Source organism: Salinicoccus halodurans (assembly GCF_900114445.1).
Lineage (GTDB): Bacteria > Bacillota > Bacilli > Staphylococcales > Salinicoccaceae > Salinicoccus > Salinicoccus halodurans.
On sequence record NZ_FOTB01000002.1, the window covers coordinates 410,405 to 436,045 of the forward strand.

At 44.7% G+C, this 25,641-nt stretch carries 29 protein-coding genes; 27 read left to right on the plus strand and 2 right to left on the minus strand.

Features of this window, described 5'->3' with window-relative positions:
• Nucleotides 1-7 precede the first annotated feature (7 nt).
• On the minus strand, nucleotides 8-1,594 hold the full coding sequence (locus tag BM271_RS06290; protein ID WP_143544908.1) for a BCCT family transporter: 1,587 nt from the start codon (nucleotides 1,592-1,594) through the stop codon (nucleotides 8-10).
• Nucleotides 1,595-1,758: 164 nt separating this feature from the next.
• On the opposite strand from BM271_RS06290, the gene BM271_RS06295 reads away from it, so the two are divergent.
• The 3 genes from BM271_RS06295 (at nucleotide 1,759) to BM271_RS06305 (ending at nucleotide 4,932) form a co-directional block, all read left to right on the plus strand.
• A complete protein-coding gene (locus tag BM271_RS06295) occupies nucleotides 1,759-2,598 on the plus strand; it encodes a GNAT family N-acetyltransferase (protein ID WP_052749903.1) in 840 nt (279 codons plus the stop codon).
• A 73-nt stretch (nucleotides 2,599-2,671) separates the two neighbouring features.
• Nucleotides 2,672-3,199, plus strand: coding sequence for a DNA-directed RNA polymerase subunit delta (gene rpoE, locus BM271_RS06300; protein ID WP_046790989.1), 528 nt, complete (start codon nucleotides 2,672-2,674; stop codon nucleotides 3,197-3,199).
• Nucleotides 3,200-3,336: 137 nt separating this feature from the next.
• Nucleotides 3,337-4,932, plus strand: a complete 1,596-nt coding sequence (locus BM271_RS06305; RefSeq protein WP_046790988.1) for a CTP synthase — start codon at nucleotides 3,337-3,339, stop codon at nucleotides 4,930-4,932.
• Between the two features lie 275 nt (nucleotides 4,933-5,207).
• On the opposite strand, the gene BM271_RS06310 is transcribed toward BM271_RS06305, so the two are convergent.
• Entirely contained in the window at nucleotides 5,208-5,726 is a 519-nt protein-coding gene (locus BM271_RS06310; RefSeq protein WP_046790987.1) for a DUF2529 family protein, read from the minus strand.
• 113 nt (nucleotides 5,727-5,839) lie between these two features.
• Here BM271_RS06310 and BM271_RS06315 point away from each other — a divergent pair, with 113 nt between their 5' ends.
• The 24 genes from BM271_RS06315 to BM271_RS06430 all read left to right on the plus strand — a co-directional run bounded on the left by BM271_RS06315 (nucleotide 5,840) and on the right by BM271_RS06430 (nucleotide 25,629).
• On the plus strand, nucleotides 5,840-6,697 hold the full coding sequence (locus BM271_RS06315; protein WP_046790986.1) for a class II fructose-bisphosphate aldolase: 858 nt from the start codon (nucleotides 5,840-5,842) through the stop codon (nucleotides 6,695-6,697).
• A gap of 309 nt (nucleotides 6,698-7,006) precedes the next feature.
• On the plus strand, nucleotides 7,007-7,657 hold the full coding sequence (gene fsa, locus BM271_RS06320; RefSeq protein WP_046790985.1) for a fructose-6-phosphate aldolase: 651 nt from the start codon (nucleotides 7,007-7,009) through the stop codon (nucleotides 7,655-7,657).
• Between the two features lie 28 nt (nucleotides 7,658-7,685).
• Nucleotides 7,686-8,954: a UDP-N-acetylglucosamine 1-carboxyvinyltransferase gene (locus BM271_RS06325; RefSeq protein WP_046790984.1), complete on the plus strand. Its 1,269-nt coding sequence runs from the start codon at nucleotides 7,686-7,688 to the stop codon at nucleotides 8,952-8,954.
• Nucleotides 8,955-9,141: 187 nt separating this feature from the next.
• Nucleotides 9,142-10,458, plus strand: coding sequence for a transcription termination factor Rho (gene rho, locus BM271_RS06330; protein WP_046790983.1), 1,317 nt, complete (start codon nucleotides 9,142-9,144; stop codon nucleotides 10,456-10,458).
• Between the two features lie 119 nt (nucleotides 10,459-10,577).
• Nucleotides 10,578-10,793 carry a 50S ribosomal protein L31 gene (gene rpmE, locus BM271_RS06335; protein ID WP_046790982.1) on the plus strand — a complete coding sequence of 72 codons (216 nt, stop codon included), beginning with the start codon at nucleotides 10,578-10,580 and terminating at the stop codon, nucleotides 10,791-10,793.
• 100 nt (nucleotides 10,794-10,893) lie between these two features.
• On the plus strand, nucleotides 10,894-11,973 hold the full coding sequence (prfA, locus tag BM271_RS06340; protein WP_046790981.1) for a peptide chain release factor 1: 1,080 nt from the start codon (nucleotides 10,894-10,896) through the stop codon (nucleotides 11,971-11,973).
• A complete protein-coding gene (gene prmC / locus BM271_RS06345; protein ID WP_052749902.1) occupies nucleotides 11,960-12,811 on the plus strand; it encodes a peptide chain release factor N(5)-glutamine methyltransferase in 852 nt (283 codons plus the stop codon). Before prfA ends, prmC begins: the two co-directional genes overlap by 14 nt.
• A 2-nt stretch (nucleotides 12,812-12,813) precedes the next feature.
• A complete protein-coding gene (locus BM271_RS06350) occupies nucleotides 12,814-13,860 on the plus strand; it encodes an L-threonylcarbamoyladenylate synthase (RefSeq protein ID WP_046790980.1) in 1,047 nt (348 codons plus the stop codon).
• Entirely contained in the window at nucleotides 13,857-14,264 is a 408-nt protein-coding gene (locus BM271_RS06355; protein ID WP_046790979.1) for an arsenate reductase/protein-tyrosine-phosphatase family protein, read from the plus strand. Before BM271_RS06350 ends, BM271_RS06355 begins: the two co-directional genes overlap by 4 nt.
• Nucleotides 14,265-14,327: 63 nt before the next feature.
• Nucleotides 14,328-14,756 carry a ribose 5-phosphate isomerase B gene (gene rpiB / locus BM271_RS06360; RefSeq protein ID WP_046790978.1) on the plus strand — a complete coding sequence of 143 codons (429 nt, stop codon included), beginning with the start codon at nucleotides 14,328-14,330 and terminating at the stop codon, nucleotides 14,754-14,756.
• On the plus strand, nucleotides 14,710-15,270 hold the full coding sequence (locus BM271_RS06365; RefSeq protein ID WP_234960465.1) for a TIGR01440 family protein: 561 nt from the start codon (nucleotides 14,710-14,712) through the stop codon (nucleotides 15,268-15,270). The genes rpiB and BM271_RS06365 overlap by 47 nt, the downstream gene beginning before the upstream one ends.
• 24 nt (nucleotides 15,271-15,294) lie before the next feature.
• The gene (gene glyA / locus BM271_RS06370; RefSeq protein ID WP_046790976.1) at nucleotides 15,295-16,530 is read left to right on the plus strand and encodes a serine hydroxymethyltransferase; all 1,236 of its coding nucleotides are present in this window, start codon (nucleotides 15,295-15,297) and stop codon (nucleotides 16,528-16,530) included.
• 61 nt (nucleotides 16,531-16,591) lie between these two features.
• Nucleotides 16,592-17,221 carry a uracil phosphoribosyltransferase gene (upp, locus tag BM271_RS06375; protein ID WP_046790975.1) on the plus strand — a complete coding sequence of 210 codons (630 nt, stop codon included), beginning with the start codon at nucleotides 16,592-16,594 and terminating at the stop codon, nucleotides 17,219-17,221.
• 20 nt (nucleotides 17,222-17,241) lie between these two features.
• On the plus strand, nucleotides 17,242-18,375 hold the full coding sequence (wecB, locus tag BM271_RS06380; RefSeq protein WP_046790974.1) for a non-hydrolyzing UDP-N-acetylglucosamine 2-epimerase: 1,134 nt from the start codon (nucleotides 17,242-17,244) through the stop codon (nucleotides 18,373-18,375).
• A gap of 150 nt (nucleotides 18,376-18,525) precedes the next feature.
• Nucleotides 18,526-18,879, plus strand: coding sequence for an ATP synthase subunit I (locus BM271_RS06385; protein ID WP_046790973.1), 354 nt, complete (start codon nucleotides 18,526-18,528; stop codon nucleotides 18,877-18,879).
• Between the two features lie 13 nt (nucleotides 18,880-18,892).
• Nucleotides 18,893-19,627, plus strand: a complete 735-nt coding sequence (gene atpB, locus BM271_RS06390) for a F0F1 ATP synthase subunit A (RefSeq protein WP_046790972.1) — start codon at nucleotides 18,893-18,895, stop codon at nucleotides 19,625-19,627.
• A gap of 53 nt (nucleotides 19,628-19,680) precedes the next feature.
• On the plus strand, nucleotides 19,681-19,896 hold the full coding sequence (atpE, locus tag BM271_RS06395) for a F0F1 ATP synthase subunit C (protein ID WP_046791568.1): 216 nt from the start codon (nucleotides 19,681-19,683) through the stop codon (nucleotides 19,894-19,896).
• A gap of 100 nt (nucleotides 19,897-19,996) precedes the next feature.
• A complete protein-coding gene (locus BM271_RS06400; RefSeq protein WP_046790971.1) occupies nucleotides 19,997-20,512 on the plus strand; it encodes a F0F1 ATP synthase subunit B in 516 nt (171 codons plus the stop codon).
• On the plus strand, nucleotides 20,512-21,054 hold the full coding sequence (locus BM271_RS06405) for a F0F1 ATP synthase subunit delta (protein WP_046790970.1): 543 nt from the start codon (nucleotides 20,512-20,514) through the stop codon (nucleotides 21,052-21,054). Before BM271_RS06400 ends, BM271_RS06405 begins: the two co-directional genes overlap by 1 nt.
• Before the next feature lie 17 nt (nucleotides 21,055-21,071).
• Entirely contained in the window at nucleotides 21,072-22,580 is a 1,509-nt protein-coding gene (atpA, locus tag BM271_RS06410) for a F0F1 ATP synthase subunit alpha (protein ID WP_046790969.1), read from the plus strand.
• Between the two features lie 32 nt (nucleotides 22,581-22,612).
• Nucleotides 22,613-23,488 (plus strand): ATP synthase F1 subunit gamma, encoded by an 876-nt coding sequence (gene atpG / locus BM271_RS06415; protein WP_046790968.1) that lies wholly within the window; start codon nucleotides 22,613-22,615, stop codon nucleotides 23,486-23,488.
• Nucleotides 23,489-23,513: 25 nt separating this feature from the next.
• A complete protein-coding gene (gene atpD, locus BM271_RS06420; RefSeq protein WP_046790967.1) occupies nucleotides 23,514-24,926 on the plus strand; it encodes a F0F1 ATP synthase subunit beta in 1,413 nt (470 codons plus the stop codon).
• An 18-nt stretch (nucleotides 24,927-24,944) separates the two neighbouring features.
• A complete protein-coding gene (locus tag BM271_RS06425) occupies nucleotides 24,945-25,355 on the plus strand; it encodes a F0F1 ATP synthase subunit epsilon (RefSeq protein ID WP_046790966.1) in 411 nt (136 codons plus the stop codon).
• A gap of 43 nt (nucleotides 25,356-25,398) precedes the next feature.
• On the plus strand, nucleotides 25,399-25,629 hold the full coding sequence (locus BM271_RS06430) for a DUF1146 family protein (RefSeq protein ID WP_046790965.1): 231 nt from the start codon (nucleotides 25,399-25,401) through the stop codon (nucleotides 25,627-25,629).
• Nucleotides 25,630-25,641: the final 12 nt, after the last annotated feature.

Sequence of the window (25,641 nt, forward strand, 5' to 3'; positions counted from 1 at the left end):
ATGAAATTTATACGTTTTTCCTTTTGCCTTTTTTCTGTCTGCGTTTCATCGAGTCGTTCGGCTCCCGTCTGAGCGACTTGGAAACAGCGACAATCATAAGGATCAGGATGACACCGAACGGAAGTCCTGCAAGCAGGGAAGCTGCCTGAAGACTGGTTAATCCTCCGGCGATGATCAAAGTTACAGTGAGGAGGCCGAGAAGCACACCCCAGATAATCTTCAATCTCATTCCAGGATTTTCTGTATTCCCTGATGTCATTCCGGCTACTATGAACGTTGCAGAGTCTGCCGACGTGACCAGGAAAGTGAAAATCAGCAGAATCGCAAGAGCCGAGAACAACTCTGTCAGCGGCAACTGGTCAAACAATGCAAACAATGCGGCAGTGTCATCTTCCAGTACAAGCCCTCCGATATTCGTGCCGTTAAATAAATCGGAATAGATAGCTGTACCGCCGAGAGCGCCAATCCACAGGAATGACAGTATTGGCGGGACAATGAGAATCCCCATTACATACTCGCGGATTGTCCGTCCCTTGGATACGCGTGCTACGAATGAACCTATGAATGGACTCCAGGCAATAACCCACGCCCAGTAGAAGACAGTCCACTCCTGGACCCAGACTTCTCCCGAATAGGGCTGCATCCTGAGTGAGTAGCCGACATAATTTGAAATATAATCCCCGAGTCCGACGATGATGCTTTCCATGATGAACGTAAAAGGACCCATGGCCATTACGAAAATGGTGATGACTGCTGCGAGGATCATATTCAGGTTGCTCAGCCATTTGATGCCTCTTTTTAAACCTGTCGTAGTAGAAAGTATGAAAAGACCCGTCATTACAGCAGTAAGTATGATTTGCGTCAGGGCACCCGAAGGTATTCCGTAGGCGATATTCAAACCACCATCCATCTGCATGATGCCAAGGCCGACGGAAGTGGCCATCCCGGTTACTGTTGCAATTACGGCGAGAATATCAATCGCTTTTCTGGCTTTCCTGTTATATTCCGTGCCGAAAAGCGGCTCAAGAGAAGTTGATACGAGACCATTTTTTTGTTTGCGGTATTGAGAATAACCAATAGCGAGTCCCGCGACACCGAATATCGACCATTGGGAAATACCCCAGTGGAAGAATGAATAGCCCATTGCCATCCTTGCGGCATCTTCATTCTCAATCGGTCCACCTGTAAACGGCGAAATCATGTAGTGACTCATCGGTTCAGCCACACCGAAGAATACGAGCCCTACACCAAGGCCTGCGGAAAATAACATCCCTATCCAGGAACGGAATGAAAATTCCGGCTTTGACTGGTCTCCGCCCAATTTGACCCTGCCGTACGGAGACAGTGCAAGAAATATAAGAAAAACACCAAAACCAAAAACTGCAATCATGAAGAACCAGCTGAAGTAATTCGAAATCCAGCCATAGACTGATTCTGAGGCTATCTGGAATCTATCGGGTATTATTATGGCGAGAATCGCCGCAAACAGAATTACGCTTGCTGATACCCAGAAAACAAGCCCTAATCTTGAATTTTTTTCTGGCTTTTTCGGAATTTCATCATCTGAATCATTCGCTAAATTTTCTTTTTTCAAAATTTCTCCCCCTAAATTTTGCAAATTCTTTTTGCTGTACCCCCATTTACTGTATAATAAACGCAATAAATCACGCTTCGATATCTGGGTGACAATAATAAACTCTTAAGGGTATAGTTAGTATAATAACAAAATGAATAAACTTGTCAAAAAGGGGTTTCAATATGACCGACATCATAATTCGCGATTATCAAGAGGAAGATCGAGGGAATTTAAAAGCATTCGAACTGAGTGAGAAGCAGCAGGTGTATTCGAGTCTGCCTATGGATGTGCTTGATGATGCGCTCAAAGATCCATACCGCACACCCTGTGTAGTACAGAATGAGGATCAGGAAATTGTGGGATTTTTCGTGCTTCATAAATATTATCAGCATGAAGGGTACGATACGCCGCATGAAGTCGTATATATCAGGTCTCTGTCTATTAATGAAAAGCTGCAGGGCAGGGGATACGGGACTAAAGTTGCTATGGCTCTGCCGCAGTATGTCCAGGGGAAATACGAAGCGCTTGATCATCTTTACCTGGTGGTAGACGCGGAAAATCAGGCCGCCTGGAGTCTGTATGAGCGGGCAGGTTTTATGCACACTGCGACTAAGGAGGACGGACCGATCGGTAAGGAGCGTTTATATTATTTGGATCTGGATCAAAAATATGTACATAATGTAAAATTGAAACTCGACGAATCAGCCGTTCTGCCGAAAGTCAGAATAGAGATCATTTTGAATAAAAAGGAAAAAGTGGGTTATATAGAGGGGGAAGTGGATAAAGAGGTATTAAGGATCACCCATCTTTATACAGAATTGGAAGAACGGAACCGTGGAATCGCTTCGACTGCACTGCGTCAGTTCGGTACATTCTTAAGAAGGAACATGCCTGAAATCAGAGATTTGATTGTTCATATGGATGATGCGGCAGAGAAAATAAGATTGTTTGAGCGTGTCGGTTTTGTTAAATTTGATGAAGATGAAAATTCGAAGCTTTACAAGAAGTATATAAACTATTAAATTAGTGCTTGATTCATACGTCGTTTAAATGTATGATGTTTTTTGACATTCCAGACTGGAAAGGATGAATTGGATGCGACTGGATGATTACTCCAAGGAAATGATGGATGAGAACTCTTTCATCGACATGTCCCATATTTATTTACAGGAACAGGGCAAGGAAAAGAACCTCTATGATATTATTGATAAGTTCAAAAAGGTAGGCGGTTATACAGATGATGAAATCGAAAACCGTGTACTTCAATTTTATACAGATTTAAATACCGACGGCAGATTTCTGAGCACCGGAGAAGGGGTCTGGGGTCTGAGAGACTGGTATTCTGTAGATGATATTTCAGATAAGATTGCACCTACGATTCACAAAATAGAACTCGCAGTAGAGGAAGAAGACCCGATTGTCTATGATGAAGTGGAAGCGTTCGATCAGGATAAGGAACTTGTCGAAGATGATACAGAAGATCTTGATTCTCCTTTGAATGACAACGAAGTGGAATCGGAAGATGACCTCGATGAGGCTATGGATGACTCCATCGACGAGAGTGTCGAATATGATGATACTGATGAGCTGGAAGACAGCTACGAAGATAAACCGGACCTCTAAAGCAGAGATTCCAGTTGACTTTCTTTTTAAAAGTGATATTATTTTTATTGGGCTCCCTGAAACAGGGATTGTAAAGAACGGCTCCTTTTCACCAAGTGTGGAAGGGAGCTATTTTTATTTTTACAGGAGGAAGTGCAATGACTAAATATATTTTTGTAACAGGCGGCGTAGTCTCTTCCCTTGGCAAAGGCATCACAGCTGCGTCACTGGGAAGACTATTGAAAGACAGAGGATTTTCCATAACAATTCAGAAGTTCGATCCATACCTGAACGTAGATCCGGGAACAATGAGCCCGTACCAGCACGGTGAAGTCTTCGTCACAGAAGACGGTGCAGAAACTGACCTTGATCTCGGGCATTACGAGCGTTTCATCGACATAAATCTTCATAAATATTCCAATGTTACAGCAGGGAAAGTCTATTCTGAAGTGATTAGAAAAGAGCGCCGCGGCGATTACCTTGGAGGCACGGTGCAGGTGATTCCTCATATAACGAATGAGATTAAATCCCGCCTGTTACAAGCTGGTGAAGAGTCCAATGCGGATATCGTCATAACTGAAATCGGCGGTACGACAGGGGACATAGAATCACTTCCATTCCTGGAGTCTATCAGACAGCTGAGAAGCGATCTCGGCTCTGAAAACGTAATGTTTATTCACTGTACACTGCTTCCATACATCAAGGCTGCAGGCGAAATGAAAACGAAACCGACACAGCACAGCGTGAAAGAACTGAGAGGCCTTGGTATCCAGCCGGATATGATCGTTGTCCGTTCCGAATATGAGATGGCTGAGGATCTGAGAGATAAAATTGCACTCTTCTGTGATATTGATAAAAAAAGCGTGATTGAAGCACGGGACGAAGAAACGATATATAATATCGTCATCCGTCTTCAGGAACAGAACATGGACTCCCTGGTCATCGACAGACTGGGTCTTGAGAGCACTCAGGAAGCAGAGCTCGAAGATTGGAAACACTTGCTGGATAATCTGAGTAAAATCAACCGTACAATCAAAATCGCCTTGGTGGGTAAATATGTATCCTTGCAGGATGCATACTTGTCAGTGGCAGAGTCACTCAGGCATGCGGGATATGAACAGCAGGCCGAGATCGATATCAAGTGGATCAATTCAGAGAATCTGGCTGAAGACAACTATAAAGAAGAACTTGCAGGCGCAGACGGCATCCTTGTGCCGGGCGGTTTCGGAGAACGCGGAGTGGAAGGCAAGATCCATGCACTCCGTTATGCACGAGAGAATAAAGTGCCGTTACTCGGAATCTGTCTTGGAATGCAGCTTGCAACAGTGGAGTTCGCACGTAATGTAGTCGGTTTGGAAAATGCACATTCCAGTGAACTCGATCCGGAAACACCGCATCCGGTAATCGACTTGATGCCGGATCAGAAGGATGTTGTAGACCTTGGCGGTACACTGCGCCTTGGAAGTTTCCCATGCGATATTAAAGCAGGCACGATTGCCAGTGAATTATATGGTGTGGAAAGTGTTGACGAAAGACACAGGCACCGTTATGAATTCAATAACAAATATAAAGAACAGCTGGAAGAGGCGGGGATGGTATTCTCTGGAACCTCTCCGGACGGACGGCTGGTGGAGATGATCGAGTTGAAGGATCATCCATACTTCGTGGCAGTGCAATTCCATCCGGAATTCCAGTCCAGACCAACAAGACCGCATCCATTATTCCAAGGATTGATCCAGGCAAGCATGAAATAGAATGTATATTAAATGAAGCCCCCTCCGCCGTTTGGTGAAGGGGGGGTGACATGGGCTTATTGTTGCTTCCAGATTGATGGATAAAAATCATTGAAGCGCGGGATGTCTGTCCCTTTGCAATAAAACCGGACGTGAATATGTCCTCTGTAATAAGAGAAGGGGGTGAAAGGATCCCGTCAATACCCATGAAGGGATGATCCTCCTTCGGGAATCATCCCTTCATTCAGAACTAAAAACCGGAATGGGAAGCCCCATTCCGGTTTTGCGAAAATATTCTACATCCAATAATCCTCATTCGTCATCTCATCTATCAGTACATATAAATGGTTGTAGAGATACAGGAAGGCACTCATATACGGATTTACAATCTTATCGAAGTTGGGTGTTGGAATTAGCGGCCGGGGGGATGAAAGGTCGATGTAGTGGTGGATCCGATCCATCTTTTCCGACTCGTGTTTGTTGAAATTGGATACCAGTACAAATTCGATATCAGCTGTCTCAAGTGCTTCAACGAATGCTTTTACTTCTTCATCAAACATGTCGGCGGAGACGAGTACTCTGTCGGGTGAACCGACCTCGGAAATGGCGTCCAGACGCTTCACTTTAGGCAGTGACAGTGTGCCTTCAAGCAGATAGTTTTCCATTCCTGCAATATCATGGAATGTCTTTATATATATTCCGCCTTCGGAGTGTACTGCCTGTGAGAGGAGTCTCGCGGCCATCTCTATTTCCTCTGACTGGGCATCGATATGATTGTAGATATTCACGAGTTGAGTCTGTAAAATTTTATCCATTACATTCTCTCCGTTCTTTTTCATGGTAAAGCAATATTACCAAACGATTGCTAATAATTAAATGCTTTTGCTATAATCAATTAGAAGTAACGAATTTTAGGAGGAAAATTATAATGCCTTTAGTATCAATGAAAGATATGCTTAATAAAGCAAGGAAAGAAGGTTATGCTGTTGGACAGTATAACGTGAACAATCTTGAATTCGCCCAGGGGATCCTGATGGCGACCCAGGAAGAGAATGCACCTGTAATCCTTGGTGTTTCCGAAGGTGCTGCAAGATATATGAGCGGTATGAAAACAGTTGTCAAAATGATCGAAGCCCTCATAGAAGATCTTGACATCACTGTTCCGGTCGCAATTCACCTTGACCATGGTTCCAGCTACGAAAAATGTGTTGAGGCGATTGAAGCTGGATTCACTTCAGTCATGATCGATGCTTCCCATGGCCCATTTGAGGAAAACATCGCAACGACTAAAAAGGTCGTTGAATACGCGCATCCTAAAGGTGTTTCTGTTGAAGCGGAACTTGGCGTTGTCGGCGGACAGGAAGACGATGTAATTGCAGACGGTGTCATCTATGCAGATCCCGAGGAATGCCGCGAGCTCGTAGAGCGCACAGGTATCGACTGCCTGGCACCTGCACTTGGTTCAGTGCACGGCCCTTACAAAGGTGAACCTAACCTTGGGTTCAAAGAAATGGAAGAGATCGGCAACCAGTCCGATATTCCGCTGGTTCTCCACGGAGGAACAGGAATTCCGACTCATGATATCCAAAAGGCGATTTCCTACGGAACCGCCAAAATCAACGTTAACACTGAAAGCCAGATTGCTTCAGCAAAAGCAGTAAGAGATGTTCTGAACAATGATTCAGAAGTTTACGATCCACGTAAATATCTTGGACCGGCACGTGAAGCAGTCAAAGCGACTGTACAAGGCAAAATCAAAGAATTCGGTACTTCCAACAAAGCGTAATAACCGATTGAGAGGAGTCTGTCCCGTGAGGGCAGGCTTTTTTATTACGAAAAACAGTGAATGTAAGAAACTCATCAATTTACGGACTCCAGCATATTTTAATGAATTTTCATCAAGTTTTAATTGAATCATTGAACTGTTTCTGACATTATCAATATATGGTATATGCAGGTGTTCAGAGTTGCAGATTACAGCACGCACTTCATAGAGAAAACGTATACACTCGGGGAAGCCGTCAAATTCATTGCCCATTCCCTCCAAACTACTTTATAATGGAATGACCAATAATTTTTCGGAGGTGCCCAAATAATGAGATATTTTATTGATACAGCTAACATGGATGAAATCACAGAAATAAATGAGTGGGGTGTACTGGCCGGTGTTACAACGAACCCTTCACTTGTAGCCAAAGAGAAAGGAATCTCTTTCCATGACCGTCTCGTTGAAATATGCGAGCTTGTCGGAGGTCCTGTCAGCGGCGAGGTCATTGCACTCGATGCGGAAGGAATGATTTCAGAAGGGCGCGAACTTGCTAAACTTCATGAGCATATCATCGTCAAGATCCCTATGACTGAAGAAGGGATGAAAGCTGTCAAAGTGCTTGCATCTGAAGGCATCAAAACAAATGTAACACTAGTTTTCAACACAGTTCAGGCATTGACTGCAGCACGGGCGGGTGCGACATATGTTTCGCCGTTCATCGGCAGATTGGATGACATCGGACTGGAAGGTCTTGACCTGATCGAAGACATCAATTATATATTCACTGTTCATGAAATCGATACAGAAATCATAGCAGCGTCCATCAGAAATGAAGGGCACATTCATGGTGCTGCCCTGCGTGGTGCTGATATTGCGACGATTCCGTATAAAGTGCTGAAGAAACTCACACAGCATCCGCTTACAGACAAAGGCATTGATCAGTTCTTAAACGACTGGAACAGCATCAAAGACCAATAGACGGGTCTACCGTATAAGGAGAAGGATTATGGGTAAAGAAGTGATAAAAGTCAAGGGAGGCAAAACGCTCTCCGGCGAAGTCGAAATCAGTGGTGCAAAGAATAGTGCAGTTGCCCTCATTCCTGCTTCATTGATGGCTGAAGAGGGGGACGTGATACTGGAAGGACTTCCGGAAATTTCGGATGTCGAGACGTTGATGAGCCTTTTAAATGACCTTAATATCAAAACGGATCTGGATGGTACAGTATTGAAAATCAATGCTGAAGAGGCTGAGAACATGCCTTTGCCGAACACTAAAGTGCAGTCTTTACGTGCATCTTATTATATGATGGGGGCCATGCTCGCCCGTTTCAAGAAATGTGTGATCGGTTTGCCGGGAGGATGTCCGCTCGGTCCGCGTCCGATCGACCAGCATATTAAAGGATTTGAAGCGCTTGGTGCCAAAGTCACCAATGAACACGGCGCGATGTACCTTGTGGCGGAGGAATTGAAAGGCGCGAAGATTTTCTTCGATGTCGTTTCCGTTGGTGCGACGATCAACCTGATGATTGCCGCAAGTTGTGCAAAAGGACGTACAGTTCTTGAAAACGTTGCGAAAGAACCTGAAATCGTGGATGTTGCATCCCTGCTTAACAATATGGGGGCAGATGTCCGCGGTGCAGGCACTGACACAATCAAAATCAACGGTGTCGAAAAACTTCATGGTACAACACACAATATCATCCCTGACAGAATCGAAACAGGGACCTACATGATTGCCGGAGCAGCTGCAGGCGATAACTTTACCGTCCGTAATATCATACCGACACATATGGAATCGCTGACTGCAAAGCTCGAGGAGCTTGGTGTCAAAATTGAAATCGGTGATGATTACGCCACGATTACAAAACCGGATGAATACCGTCCGATTTCTGTAAAGACTCAAGTGTATCCGGGCTTTGCCACAGACTTGCAACAGCCGCTCACACCGCTTCTGTTCAAAGCGGATGGTGTGAGTAAAATAACAGAGACGATCTATCCGGCCCGATTCAGACATGTGGATGAATTGAACCGTATGGATGGTAAGATTGAGCAAAAAGGCGGCTCGGCACTTGTCTATCCGTCAGAGCTAAAAGGTGCGAACGTGTATGCAAGCGATTTGCGTGCAGGTGCCTGTCTTCTCATCTCAGGTCTGATTGCCGATGGCGTTACCACAATACACAATGTAAACCATATCGACCGGGGCTACACTGACATCGTTAAAAAGCTCGACAGTCTCGGTGCCGATATATGGCGTGAAGAAATTTCCGAAGATTGATTATGATCATCCCGGTTTATTTAAAGATAAGCCGGGATTTTTTGTACATATTTTGTCCATTGCCGGCACTTCTTTCATTTTAAATGTTTATAGTGTAGAATATGAAATTGTTAAAAACTCAAAGTTTCCCTTATTTAAAACCCTGAACGATCCGAGGGCTCCGAATATATGAAAGTGAAGTGAATTTATGGCAGAGCGAGAAAAGGAAGGATTGAAATATGAATCCTTTGATGCACTCTATAAAAAGAATAATACGAAAGAACTTACAGTACGTGCTAAAGAACTGGGACTTTCCAATTACAGCCGGCTGAATAAAAAGGAACTGGTCCTGGCGATAATGGAAGCCGAGATGGAGAAGGACGGCAACTATTATATGGAAGGAGTTCTGGATGATATTCAACAGGACGGTTACGGTTTTTTAAGAACGGTGAACTTTTCCAAAGGGGAGAAGGATATCTATATTTCCGCATCCCAGATCCGCAGATTCGAGTTGAAAAAAGGGGATAAGGTTACTGGCAAAGTACGACGGCCCAAAGATAATGAAAAATATTACGGTCTGCTTCAGGTTGATTTTATAAATGATCAGAATGCAGAAGATGTGAAAAAAAGACCCCACTTCCAAGCATTGACTCCACTCTACCCGGATACGCGCATCCATCTGGAAAACAAATCAAACGATCTGTCCACGCGTATAATGGATCTTATCACCCCGATCGGTTTCGGGCAGCGCGGTATGATTGTTGCTCCGCCGAAAGCCGGAAAAACTTCTTTATTGAAAGAAATCGCCAATGCAATCACAGAAAACCACCCAAATACAAAACTGTTCATACTGCTCATCGGGGAACGCCCTGAAGAAGTTACGGATCTGGAACGTTCAGTCGAAGATGCAGAAGTTGTGCATTCCACTTTTGACGAGCCACCTGAACATCACGTGAAAGTGGCTGAGCTTTTGCTTGAACGAACGAAACGCCTTGTTGAAATGGGAGAGGATGTCATAGTATTGATGGATTCCATCACAAGACTTGCCCGTGCATATAACCTGGTCATTCCGCCGAGCGGCAGAACGCTTTCCGGCGGTCTGGATCCTGCCAGTCTTCACCGCCCGAAACATTTTTTCGGGGCGGCAAGAAATATTGAAGCGGGCGGCAGCCTCACCATATTATCCACTGCACTGGTGGACACGGGAAGCCGTATGGATGATGTCATATATGAAGAGTTCAAAGGGACGGGAAACATGGAACTGCACTTGGACCGTAATTTAAGCGAACGACGGATCTATCCGGCAATCGACATCAAGCGTTCCAGCACGAGAAAAGAAGAACTGCTTCTTAATAAGAAGGAACTCGACATACTGTGGCAGTTGAGGAATCTGTTCACAGATGCACCGGACTTCACTGAAAGATTCCTGAGAATACTGAAACAGACGAAGGCCAATGAGGAGTTTTTCGATGTTCTGAGGAAGCGCATGCTCTCTTCCCAAAACACAGGGAAGCCTGTCATTTAAAACTGAAACACGCCTCTTGATTTTTTACACCGCGGGGTGTATAATATATTAATGTCGAAGTGGTAAAAGCCACTAATAAACTCTGTTCCAGATGGTTCAGGGCAAAGGAGCTGAAAGTAATGAAACAAGCAATTCATCCGGAATATAACAAAGTCAAAGTTACGTGCTCATGCGGTAACGAATTTGAAACAGGCTCAGTGAACAATGAGGATATCAAAGTAGAGGTATGCTCTGAATGTCATCCATTCTACACTGGACGTCAAAAATTCGCATCTGCTGATGGCCGTATTGAAAGATTCAACAAAAAATTCGGTTTCAAAAGCGCCAACGAATAATAAAGAAATCACTGCATTGAAGTGTAACTTCAATGCAGTTTTTTTATGCCTGAAATATGGTATAATTAACAGGATTATAAGGACGAAAAAGGTGAAAATTATGTTTGATCAACTCGAAATCATAGAAAATCGTTACGAGCAGCTTAATGAACTGCTGAGTGACCCGGATGTAGTCAGTGATTCAGATAAGCTGAGAGAGTATTCCAAAGAACAAAGTGATCTGCAGAAGACGGTTGAAATCTACAGAGAATACAAACTCCAGAAAGAAACGATTGAAGAGTCCGAAGAGATGATGGGCGAAACTGACGACAAAGAAATGCTCGATATGCTTAAAGAGGAACTATCAGGAGCTAAATCGCGAATTCCTGAATTGGAAGAGCAGCTGAAGTTCGAACTCATTCCGAAAGATCCTAATGATGATAAAAACGTCATCATGGAAATCCGTGGTGCTGCAGGCGGAGATGAGGCACAGATATTCGCCGGGAACCTGTTCAGAATGTATTCCAGGTTTGCTGAAGACCATGGATGGAAAACTGAAGTTGTTGAAGCCCATTCCAACGACCAGGGCGGATATAAGGAGATCAGCTTCATGATCCAGGGACAGGGGGCCTTTTCGAAGCTGAAGTATGAAAATGGTGCTCACCGTGTACAGCGTGTGCCCGAGACTGAATCCGGCGGCAGGATCCATACTTCAACCGCCACTGTCGCAGTATTGCCGGAAGTGGAAGATGTGGAAGTGAATATCCGCAATGAAGATTTGAAAATCGATACTTATCGTTCAAGCGGTGCAGGCGGCCAGCACGTCAATACGACCGACTCGGCAGTGAGGATCACTCACCTGCCGACGGGGGTGGTTGTGACATCACAGGATGAAAAATCACAGATTAAAAACCGTGAACGTGCAATGAAGGTAATAAAGGCACGCATATATGATCTGATGGAGCAGGAAGCCCATGCGGAATATGCGGAAAAAAGAAAGAGTGCTGTTGGTACAGGAGACCGTTCCGAACGTATCCGGACTTATAATTATCCTCAGAACCGCGTGACCGATCACCGCATAGGATTGACCATCCAAAAGCTCGACCAGATCATTGAAGGGAAACTCGATGAAATAATCGATGCCCTGACAATCGAGGAACAGACCAGCAAACTGGATGAATTGAATAATGCAACACTATAGCTACAAAAGGATGATTGAAGAGGCGGAAGCCTCTTTAATTTTATCTGACGCAGAACCAAGGGTGGCGACACTTCTGCTTGAAGACCTTTTTGGCATGGACCGTACATACTTCATGCTCCATGCTGATGATTCGGTGCCTTATGACAGGCGTATCCAATACGAAAAGGCAGTTGAAAGAGCAGCAGCCGGAGAACCTTTTCAGTATGTGACAGGCTTCGGCTGGTTTTACGGTCATAAGCTGAAAGTGGACGAACACACGCTGATTCCGAGGAATGAAACAGAAGAACTTGTCGAATTTGTGCTGGGAAGGGAATCCGACGATGGCAGAACAGTCGTTGATATCGGCACCGGAACAGGGGCGATCGGTCTTTTATTGCAGAAGTATTGGAAGAATAATAAAGTGATCCTGACCGATATTTCCAAGCAGGCGCTTGAAGTCGCCAAAGAGAACGCTGCAGAGCTGGGGGTCTCACCCAGAATGCTGCAAGGCAGCCTTTTTGAGCCATTAATAGATAAAGGAATCATGGTTGACTGCATAGTGTCGAACCCGCCGTATATAAGCTATAATGAAAGAAATGAAATGGATGACTCCGTTTACCGTCACGAACCTCATCTGGCACTTTTTGCCGAAGACGGGGGGCTGGAACTTTATAAACGGATGATCGATGGATTGCCAACTGTACTGAAACAGGGAGGCACTGTCTATTTTGAAATTGGCTGGCGCCAATATTCAGCACTCAGTACCTACATCAAAGAAGTATGGCCGGGCACCCGGCCCGAACTCAAAAAAGATATGAATGGACAGGACAGAATACTTTTCTTCAGGTGGGAGGATTGATCATGGATACAAAAGTTTGGGAAATTAATATTGACCAGCTGAAAAACAGAGATACGAAAGATAAACTGGATGAGATAAAAACAGCCTTCACCTACGGTGAAGTGGTAGGCATTCCCACTGAAACAGTCTACGGTCTGGCGGGGGATGCCAGAAATTCAGAAGCCATACAGAAGATCTTCTCCGCAAAAGGCCGTCCGGGTGACAATCCTCTGATTGTTCATATCCACAGTGTGGAACAGCTGGATGATTTCACAGAGCTGCGGGATCCGAAGGTTCAGACATTGATGACCCATTTCTGGCCGGGACCGATTTCGTTCATACTCCCGCTTAAAGGCAGTATGCTTGCAGGCAATACTGTGGCAGAGCTGAATTCGGTGGCGGTAAGAATGCCAAGCCATCCCGTGGGCCATGCAATATTGGAACATGTCGGGTTTCCACTCGCAGCACCGAGTGCGAACTTGAGCGGAAAGCCGTCACCTACAGCCTACCGGCATGTCATTGATGATCTGAACGGTAAAGTTTATGGTGTCGTGGCAAGTGAGCCCGCAACGTTCGGATTGGAAAGTACGGTGCTTGACTGTACACAATATCCCTACCGCATCGCAAGGCCGGGAAGCATTACTAAAGAAGCACTCGAGAGTGTACTTGAGGAGACTGTGAACAGACATGAAACAGGTGCAGAAAAGCCGATTTCTCCGGGGATGAAATATAAGCATTATGCACCGCGTCAGCCACTGTCAGTCATTGAGGGGGGACTCAGGAATAATACTCATATTGACACGGACGGCGATGAAAAAATAGGGGTCATTGCGCCTGAGAACTGCAGAGAATATGTTCCGGAGGGCGCCTACTTCATAAGTCTTTGTTCAAGTGAAGACAGCCACCGTGAAGCGGCAAGGAACCTGTATGCCGCACTGAGAAGGATGGATAAGTCAGATGTTGACGTGATCTATATACACGGCTTTTCCAAAAATGCTGAAACCGAGGCGCTTATGAACCGCATTTATAAAGCAGCCGGTGATGAAGTGATCAAGGATGATCATATATGAAGATAATATTCGTGTGTACCGGCAATACATGCAGAAGCCCGCTGGCTGAAAGCTATGCAAAAACAAAATTCCCGGATGTGGAATTCGCTTCCCGTGGCCTCATGGTGATTGCCGGAGAGACCAATAGGTTCACTCTTGATATAATAGAACGTGAGTCGCTTGTGCCGCCTTCCTCCCCTGAACAATTGAGGACGGGGGATACTGAAGATGCCCTCCTGCTGACAATGACAGAGGAACACAAAATGGCGATACAGCAGCGCTTTCCCGGGGCTGATGTGAAAATGATCAGCGAATTTTCAGATGGGTCCGAGGTGCCGATTCTGGACCCTTACGGAGGTTCTGCGAAAGAGTACGAATTAGTGTACAATCAACTTAAGTCATATATTGATAAATTTGGACTGTAAAAATTTATAGAGTATTTGGCTGAATATGAATTTCATATATAATATCAACAAAGAGGTGAAATTATGAAAATAGTCATTGCTTCGGATCATGGTGGTGTAAATCTCAAAAGGGCAGTTGTTCAGGAACTGACAGAAAAGGGGATGGACGTCACGGATTACGGTCCGGATTCCGATGAGTCTGTGGACTATCCGGATTACGCAAAGCCGGTATCACAAAAAGTTGCAGATGGCGAATTTGACCGGGGGATCCTGATCTGCGGTACGGGTATAGGGATGAGCATTACCGCGAATAAAGTAAAAGGTATCCGTTGCTCTCTGGTACACGACAGCTTCTCGGCAAAAGCAACAAGACAGCATAACAACTCGAATATGCTGGCCATGGGGGAGAGAGTGATCGGCTCCGGGCTGGCAAATGATATTGTCGATATTTGGCTGAATACTGAATATGAAGGTGGCAGACATGAGCGAAGAGTTTGCAAGATTGAAGAATGATATCGATGCTTTGATTGAAAATCTCACAGATGCAGATTTTTTTGTTCCGGGTGAGGATATAGTCATCGGATGTTCAACATCTGAAGTGATTGGTCATCATATCGGGAAACAAAGTTCGATGGAAGTTGCCGAAGTGATATTTGAGACATTTAGCGAAATGGCAGAAAAATTTGATGTCAACATTATGTTCCAAGGGTGCGAACATATCAACCGTGCCGTAACCATGGAACAGAAAGTTGCAAAAAAGCGTGGTTATGAGATTGTAAATGTTGTGCCTCACCGGGGAGCCGGAGGCAGTCTGAGCGAGTACGCCTATCAACACCTCGGGGAACCGGTGGTCGTTGAGCACGTCACGGCAGACCGCGGCATCGACATAGGACAGACATTGATTGGTATGCATGTGCGTCATGTCGCAGTTCCGTTCAGAACGGAACAGAAGACGGTGGGACGCGCAAATGTAACGATAGCATTTTCCAGACCGAAATTAATCGGTGGCCCTCGTGCTCACTATTAATAATATATTTCAAGGAGAGAGAATATGTCACATATCGAGTCACAAGACCCAAAACTTTTTGAAGCAATGGAAGCAGAGTTTGATCGTCAAAACAATAATATTGAATTAATCGCATCTGAGAACTTTGTATCAAAGGCTGTTTTCGAAGCGCAAGGTTCAACATTGACTAACAAATATGCAGAAGGCTACCCACATAAACGCTACTATGGCGGATGTGAACACGTGGATGTAGTAGAAGACCTCGCACGTGAACGTGCAAAAGAGCTTTTTGGAGCAGACCATGCCAATGTGCAGCCGCATTCTGGTTCGCAGGCCAACATGGCTGTTTACTTTTCAGTGCTTGAGCCGGGGGATACAGTACTCGGTATGAACTTGAACCACGGAGGACATCTGACACACGGCAGCCCGGTCAACTTCAGCGGTAAACTCTTCAATTTCGTTGATTACGGAGTGAAAGAAAAAGATGAGCAGATCGATTACGAGGATGTTCTTGCAAAAGCAAAAGAACATAAGCCTAAAATGATCGTCGCAGGTGCGAGTGCGTATTCGACAGCAATCGATTTCAGCAAGTTCCGTGAAATCGCAGATGAGGTCGGTGCCTATCTGATGGTGGACATGGCGCATATCGCCGGGCTTATTGCTGCAGGCTTGCATCCGAATCCGGTGCCACATGCAGATTTCGTTACATCTACAACGCATAAGACGTTAAGAGGTCCCCGCGGCGGCCTGATCCTTACCAAGGATGAGCATGCGAAGAAAATTGATAAGAATATTTTCCCGGGAATCCAGGGCGGCCCACTGATGCATGTCATTGCAGCGAAAGCTGTAGCATTCGGTGAAGCATTGAACCCTGAATTCAAGATTTATCAGGAGCAGGTCATCAAAAATGCCAAGTCACTTGCTGAGAGACTGACGGAAAAAGGACTCCGTGTCGTTTCAGGCGGTACGGATACGCATCTGTTGCTGGTTGATGTGAAGACTTTTGGTCTGACGGGAAAACAGGCAGAAGAAGCATTGGATGAAATCGGCATCACATGTAATAAAAATGCGATTCCATTCGATGAAGAATCACCATTTGTCACGAGTGGTATCCGTTTGGGCACACCCGCCATGACCACACGCGGTTTTAACGAAGATGATATGAGAGAAGTGGCGGATCTTATGGCAGAAGTGCTCACAGCTGTGAAAAATGGTCAGGAGTTCGCTGAACTAAAAGACAGAGTGACTGCACTGACTGCAAAATACCCACTCTACCAATAAAAAAAGATGCCGGAATAAGATGGGCTTATTCCGGCACAATTGAGAAGACAGGAGGAACACTATGTCCAAAGTGCAAGTAATGGACCATCCGTTGATTCAACACAAAATGAGTTATATCCGTGATGAGAAGACATCGACGAAAGAATTCAGGGAACTGGTCGATGAAGTCGGAATGCTGATGGCATATGAAGTGACGCGGGATCTATCTCTGGAAGATGTTGAAGTGGATACACCGGTTCAGAAGACAACGGCAAAAAGATTGAGCGGTAAAAAATTGGGGATTGTGCCCATACTCCGTGCCGGTCTGGGAATGCAGGAGGGTATACTTAAACTGATCCCTTCAGCCCGGGTGGGACATATCGGACTATATCGTGATCCTGACACACTGGAAGCGATTGAATATTACGCAAAATTCCCGGGAGATATTGAAGAAAGAGACATTTTTGTCATCGACCCGATGCTTGCCACAGGGGCATCTGCAGTAGAGGCAATTACGGCAGTGAAAAAACGAGGTGCCACCAAGATCAGGTTTATCTGCCTGATTGCAGCACCTGAAGGCGTGGAAATATTAAAAGAGGCGCATCCTGAGGTAGATATCTACATCGCAGCGCTGGATGAAAAATTGAATGATAAAAGTTACATCGTCCCGGGTCTTGGGGATGCCGGAGACAGACTCTTCGGAACAAAATAGAATCAACAAGGAGAAAAAGAATGAAGAAAATCATGACAATTTTTGGTACACGCCCAGAAGCCATCAAAATGGCACCGCTTGTACTGGAACTTAAGAAGGACCCGGAGCTTGAGCCGATTGTAGTGGTTACAGCCCAACACAGGGAAATGCTGGACCAGGTTCTGGAAATTTTCGGAATCACACCTGATTTCGATCTTAACATCATGAAACAGGGGCAGACGCTTTCTGAAGTGACGGGCAGAGTGATCGAAGGATTGGAGACTGTCATCAAAGAAGCCGAGCCGGATATGATTCTTGTCCATGGGGATACGACGACTACTTTCGCTGGCAGTCTTGCAGCGTTTTATAATGAGGTGGATATCGGTCATGTTGAAGCGGGACTGAGAACGAACAACAAATATTCACCTTTTCCTGAAGAAATGAACCGTCAGATGACAGGTGTACTCGCGGATCTTCATTTCTCTCCGACAGATCAGTCAAAAACAAACCTGCTCAAAGAGAATAAGGACGATACGTATATCTCTGTTACAGGAAATACTGCAATCGATGCACTTAAGACAACAGTGAATGAAAACTATGAAAGTGAAATCATCGAGAAACATAAAGATAATAAAGTTATTCTGCTGACTGCACACAGGCGTGAAAATATCGGTATGCCGATGGAAAACATTTTCAGTGCCGTACGGGAAATTGTAGAAGAGTTCGAAGATGTCACAGTAGTCTATCCAATTCACAAAAATCCTAAAGTCCGTGAAATTGCAGACAAATATCTATCTGATCATGATCGTATTGAAATCATCGAGCCATTGGATGTATTTGATTTCCACAACTTCGCGGCAAAAAGCCACATCATTCTGACTGACTCCGGGGGTGTGCAGGAAGAAGCGCCATCCCTTGGCAAACCGGTATTGGTGCTGAGAGATACGACAGAGCGTCCTGAAGGTGTGGAAGCAGGGACACTTAAGCTGGCAGGCATTCAGAAAGAGAACATTTATAATTTGACGAAACAGCTGCTTACAGATAATGCGATGTATGAAAAAATGGCATCTGCACCCAATCCTTACGGTGACGGACAGGCATCTGAGCGTATTTGTGAAAATATAAAATATTATTACGAATTACTGGATGCGAAACCGGAAAGTTTCAGAGTGTGAAAAATATGTCAATAATATGTCGGGAGCACTGTCATAACAAATATTTTCGTACATATTATTGACATAAAAAAAGCACTCCTATATCATTACAAGAGTAATGTAACGGTTTCCAGACATAACCGTAAAACACACTAGGAGACAGTGTTAAAAGTGCCATTTTTCAGACGATTTTACAAACATTTCCTGAATTTTTTACTTTTCCCTCTTGCTATAAGCCTACTCATCTATTTATTTACCAAATCATCCATTGCAGCCGGGTTTTTCCTTGGCACCACTGCGTCCATTTTCCTGCTGTGGAACTGGTACTATAATTTGGAGAAAGCTTATGACAGTTCGGAAGGTAAAATAAGAACTGGTACTGTTGCCCGGTTACTGATTGTGATAGTTACATGTTTGTTTTGGGTGAGATTCCCTGACATCTTCAGCATTTTTGGTATAGCAGGCGGTCTCGTCCTCAGCTATATCATGATTATTTTCCGTGCGATTAAAGAATTGACGAAGTGAAAGAGGTGAAAAAATGGAACATGGAACTCCGTTATGGACAATTGATGTTTTTGGTTTACCAGTAACATTTGACCTGTCAACAACTATGATGATCATCATATCATCATTAATAGTGTTTCTGATCGCATTCTTCATGACGAGGAATATCGCAGTGAGACCGACAGGGAAAAGTCAGGTACTTATGGAAGTACTGATGAACTTCGTCAAAGGTATCATTTCCGGCAATATGGCCTGGAAACAAGGAGGAAGGTTTCACTTCCTGGCTCTGACACTGATTCTTTACATAGCAGTTTCAAACTTCGTGGGTCTGCCTTTCGCTTTTATAGCACCTGACGAAAATCATACACTCTGGTGGAAATCACCGACAGCAGATCCAGCCGTAACTTTGACACTGGCAAGTGTAATGATCGTTCTGACGCATTATTACGGTGTTAAAATGCGGGGGACAAAAGCTTATCTCAAATCGTACGCGGAACCGTTTGGATTTATGGTCCCCTTCAAAATACTTGAAGAGTTCACATACAATCTGACGCTTGGTCTCCGTCTTTACGGAAACATCTATGCAGGTGAGATCCTTCTTGCATTACTGACAACAGTAATGATGAGCGGCGCATTAGGCTTTGTCGGAGGATTTATCCCAATGATGGTCTGGCAGGGCTTCTCGATCTACATCGGTGCAATTCAGGCATTCATCTTTGTTATGTTATCAATGGTCTACCTATCCCACAAAGTTAGCGACGATCATTAATATATAATTTATAAATATCATTCAAAAAATATTAGGAGGAACTATATCTTATGATGAACTTACTCGCAGTAGGTATTGCAGCAGGTCTTGCGGCACTCGGCGCAAGTGTTGGTATCGGTCTTATCGTTTCTAAAACAGTTGAAGGGGTTTCACGTCAGCCAGAGGCACGTGGTCCACTCATGACAATCATGTTCATTGGTATCGGTGTTGTTGAGGCCGTTCCGATCATCGCGATTGTTATTTCATTCATGCTTATGTTCATGTTCTAAGAAACGTTACATTTGGCGAAGTCTTCTATCAAAGATTTCGCCCTCTTATTATGTCGACTATGAATAAAGAATGAAACTCTCGTGAAAGGAGTGTACATACGTGGAATTTCTTATTTTAGGAGCTGCGGATACAATTCCGACAGCCATTGGAAGCAGTTTAGTGCAATTGGTTACTTTCCTGGTTCTTCTCGGAGCACTTTCCTACTTTGTGTGGAAACCACTTAAAAAAGTGATGGATGAAAGAGAGAATCTGATCCACTCAGAGATTGATGATGCTGAACAGCGTAAAGCTGAAGCTGTACGTCTTAAAGAAGAGAATGAAGCAGTATTGAAAGATACACAGGCTGAAATCTCCTCTATGATGGACAACGCAAAGCAGCAGGCGAAGAAAGAACAAGAAGATATTATTCACGATGCCAATACGCGTGCAAATCAAATGATGAAAGACGCTAAAGTTGACATCGAAAGAGAAAAAGAAAAAGCAATACGTGATATCAACAGTCAGGTGTCGGAAATTTCCGTTCTGATTGCAGAGAAAATGATTTCCAAAGAAATCAATCAAGAGGACCAAAAAGAATTGGTTTCAAGGTACTTGCAGGAAGCAGGGGATAAATAATGGCGAGTTCAGCACAGAAATATTCCCAGGCGCTTTACAGCAGTGTCTCTGAGAACGGTCAGCTTGATGAAGTGAAAACTGATTTTGATGAAGTGATGAAAGCTGTAAGGGAAGTGACGGATTTCTCTGATTTCATGGTGAATCCTGCAATTGCTAAAGACAAGCGTAAAGAAACTGTGGAACATGCATTCAAAGATGTCGTGAAACCACTTTATAATATGCTTTTGATCATGGCTGACAGGAATCTTTTATCTGAAATTGAATCCGTCTATACACACTTCATCAAGGCATATAACGTGCATTACAATCAGGAGCATGTTGTGATCGAATCAGTATATGAACTTTCTGATGAAGAGATTGATTCCATCGGAAAAGTATTCATTCAAAAAACTGGTCTTTCCAAACTGCTCATCGAAAATATAGTGAACGAAGAATTGATTGGCGGCATCAGGGTCTTTATTGGAACCAAAGTCTATGACGGTTCCCTGCGTGGACAGCTTGCCGATTTGAAAAATCAATTCAGAGAACGGACTATCAGTTAATTAAGGAGTGATATTTGATGGCAATTAAAGCTGACGAAATAAGCGCTCTTCTTAAAAGCCAGATTGAGAACTATGAAGCAGATATGAAAGTATCCGATGTGGGAACAGTCATCCAGGTTGGTGACGGTATCGCACTTGCTCATGGTCTTAATGATGCAATGGCTGGAGAATTGCTTGAATTTCCTAGCGGTGTTCTGGGACTTGCCCAGAACCTCGAAGAAAACAATATCGGTATCGTAATTCTAGGACCGTATGATGATATCAAAGAAGGCGATGAAGTCAAACGTACAGGGCGTATCATGGAAGTTCCTGTCGGGGAAGAACTCATCGGACGTGTATTAAACCCACTTGGACAGCCGATCGACGGTAAAGGTCCGCTTGGTGCAACTAAGACAAGACCTATCGAAAGCCCTGCTACGGGAGTAATGGACCGTAAATCTGTCGATGAACCGCTGCAGACCGGCATCAAAGCGATTGATGCACTGGTACCGATCGGACGCGGCCAACGTGAACTTATCATCGGTGACCGTCAGACTGGTAAGACGACAGTGGCAATCGATACAATTCTGAACCAGAAAGATCAGGACATGATCTGCGTATATGTAGCAATCGGACAGAAAGAGTCGACTGTACGTGCGACAGTGGAAACATTGCGTAAAAACGGTGCACTTGATTATACTATCGTCGTTTCTGCAGGTGCTTCAATGCCGGCACCAATGCTTTACATTGCACCTTATTCCGGTGTATCCATGGCAGAAGAATTCATGTTCAACGGCAAACATGTACTCATCGTCTATGATGACCTTACTAAACAGGCAGCAGCCTACCGTGAACTCTCACTTCTTCTCCGTCGTCCGCCGGGTCGTGAAGCATATCCGGGTGACGTGTTCTACCTGCACAGCCGTCTCTTGGAACGCGCAGCAAAACTTAACGATGATCTTGGCGGCGGTTCAATTACTGCACTTCCGTTCATTGAAACTCAGGCAGGGGATATCAGTGCATTCGTACCAACGAACGTTATATCCATTACTGATGGCCAGATCTTCCTGCAGTCTGACTTGTTCTTCTCAGGAGTAAGACCTGCGATCAACGCCGGTCTTTCAGTATCACGTGTTGGTGGTTCTGCACAGATCAAAGCGATGAAGAAAGTAGCAGGTACACTGCGGCTTGACCTTGCAGCATTCCGTGAACTTGAATCATTTGCCCAGTTCGGCTCTGATCTTGATGAAGCGACTGCAGCAAAACTTGCACGCGGACAGCGTACTGTTGAAGTGCTTAAACAGGGCGAGAACAAGCCATTGCAGGTCGAGCGCCAGGTAGCAATCCTTTATGCACTTGTCAACGGACATCTGGACGATATTCCTGTTGGAGACATCACTCGCTTTGAAGATGAATTCCTCAGCTGGCTGGACTCCAACAACCCAGAACTACTGGATGGAATCCGTGAAACTAAACAGCTCCCTGATGACGAAGCATATGTGAGCGCGATAAACAGCTTCAAGAAACTATTCAATCCTTCTAACTGATGAAGATGAATAATTATTAAGGTGGTGAATTCATGGCTTCAATAAAAGAAATAAAAGGTCGTATCGGATCTACTAAAAAGATGAGTCAGATCACGCGTGCTATGCAGATGGTTGCGAACTCGAAGCTTAAGAGAGCGGAAGAGAACTCCAAAAAGTTCCAGCCTTACATGGACAAGATCCAGGAGACGGTGCAGGCCATCGCATCCGGAGACACAACAAGTTCCCACCCGATGCTCGAGGAACGGCCGGTCAAACGTACAGGATACATTGTCATTACAGCGGACAGCGGTCTTGCAGGACCTTATAACGCCAATGTACTGAAAGTGGTGACGAATGAAATAAAAGAGCGCCACAACAACAATGCCGACTCCTATGACCTGTTTGTAATCGGGAATCTGGGCCTGGAGTTCCTTCAGAACCGTGATTACCCTGTTGCGAATTCCCGTACCGGACTGGCAGACCAACCTGATTTCAGCAGCGTGAAAGAAATCGCACAGCAGGCAGTCAGTTCATTTGCCAACGAAGAATTTGACGAACTTTTCATCGTATATAATAAATTCATTTCTGTTCTGCAACAGGAAGTTGACATGCGTAAAGTATTACCATTGTCTGACAGTGACCTTTCAAATGAGTCACAGTCCTCGAGTCTTTCATCATATGAATTCGAACCGGACAAGGAATCCATCCTTGAAACGATTCTTCCTCAATATGCGGAAAGCTTGATCTATGGAGCACTGCTTGATGCTAAGGCAAGTGAACATTCCATGCGTATGACAGCCATGCAGGCTGCGACGGATAACGCCAAAGAATTGGTTGATGATCTGACATTGCAATACAACCGTGCTAGACAAGCGGCAATCACTCAGGAGATTACTGAAATTGTGGGCGGCGCAGCAGCACTCGAATAAACAAGAATGAGTAGGAGGAAATCTAATGGCTTTAGGTCAAGTAATTCAAGTCATGGGACCGGTAGTTGACGTTAGATTCAATGAAGGGGAACTTCCTGAATTGAACAACGCACTCTTCGTCGATATTGAAAAAGACGGAAAAACTATCACCCTGGCTCTTGAAGTCGCGCTCCATCTTGGAGATAACGTCGTAAAAACAATTGCGATGAGTTCTACTGATGGATTACAGCGTGGTGCTGAAGTAAGGAATACAGGCAAGCCGATATCTGTACCGGTAGGTCAGGTGACACTGGGGCGTGTATTCAACGTACTGGGTGAGCATATTGATCTTGAGGAAGCAATTCCTGAATCTGAAAGAAGAGATCCAATTCACCGTCAAGCACCTAAATTTGATGAACTGCAAACAGAAATGGAAATTTTGGAAACAGGTATTAAAGTAGTCGACCTGCTTGCTCCTTATACAAAAGGCGGTAAGATCGGACTCTTCGGCGGTGCCGGTGTAGGTAAAACAGTTCTTATCCAGGAACTGATCAATAACATCGCACAGGAGCACGGTGGTATTTCAGTATTCGCCGGTGTTGGTGAGCGCACACGTGAAGGTAATGACCTTTATTACGAAATGAAAGATTCCGGAGTCATCGAGAAAACTGCAATGGTTTTCGGCCAGATGAACGAGCCGCCGGGTGCACGTATGCGTGTTGCCTTAACAGGACTTACAATGGCAGAATACTTCCGTGATGAAGAAGGACAGGACGTGCTTCTGTTCATCGATAACATCTTCCGTTTCACTCAGGCAGGTTCTGAGGTTTCTGCACTCTTGGGACGTATGCCTTCTGCTGTTGGTTATCAGCCGACACTCGCAACAGAAATGGGTCAGCTTCAGGAGCGTATCACATCGACAAATGTTGGTTCAGTTACTTCCATCCAGGCAGTATTCGTACCTGCCGATGACTATACTGACCCGGCTCCTGCGCAAACTTTCGCGCACCTTGATGCAACAACAAACCTTGAAAGAAGTCTTTCTGAGATGGGTATCTACCCTGCGGTGGACCCTCTTGCATCCACTTCCCGTGCGCTGTCTCCGGCTGTTGTAGGAGAAGAGCACTATGAAGTTGCACGTGAAGTTCAGGCGACGATTCAAAAATACCGTGAGTTGCAGGATATCATTGCAATCCTCGGTATGGATGAACTTTCCGATGATGATAAGAAAACAGTTAACCGTGCACGCCGTATCCAGTTCTTCCTGTCTCAGAACTTCCATGTTGCTGAACAGTTTACAGGACAAAAAGGTTCATATGTACCGGTTTCACAAACTGTTGAAGACTTTAAAGAAATTCTTGCTGGTAAATATGACCATATCCCAGAAGATGCATTCCGTCTTGTCGGTGGTATTTCAGATGTGCTTGATAAAGCACGCGAGATGGGTGTAGAAGTTTAAAATCGGGAGGGTTAGCAAATGAATAAAATTGCACTGGATGTAGTAACACCTGACGGTTCTGTCTATTTTCAAGAGAACTGTGAAATTATCATACTCCAGACCAAACAAGGTGAGCTCGGTGTCATGGCCGGCCACGTCCCGACAGTAGCTGCACTCAAAATCGGAGGCCTCCGCGCAAAAATCGATGGGCGCTTTGAGTATTTTGCAGTGACAGACGGTTTCGTTGAAATCCGTCCTGAAAAAGTGACTGTACTTGTTCAGGCTGGTGAGTCTGCCGGTGAGATTGATACTGAACGGGCTGCTGCAGCAAAAGAACGTGCGGAAGCACTTCTGCAGCAGGAACGTGATGAGAAGATCGACAGATTCCGTGCGGAACTTGCTTTACAGCGGGCGATCAATAGAATAGATGTAGCTAAACATAGTTCATAAATCACCCAGGCGGGAGCCTGGGTTTTTTTTTAAGGTGGTAAAAATGTTAATTTCACAACTTGCTTTCATACACATTGTACTTCATATTTTCTGTGTTATTTTTGCATTCTGGGTAATCGGGTCACTTAATGTGGATAGCTGGTTCCGAAAAGGCGATACAGGACGGATCCGTCTTTTCTTCATATTGCTCGCTATACTTTTAGGAAGTGCACTGAGCAATTTCATCATGGATTTTTTCCGTCTGGTTCAGGAAGCTTCATTGATGTTTGGCTAAATGCTTTACAAA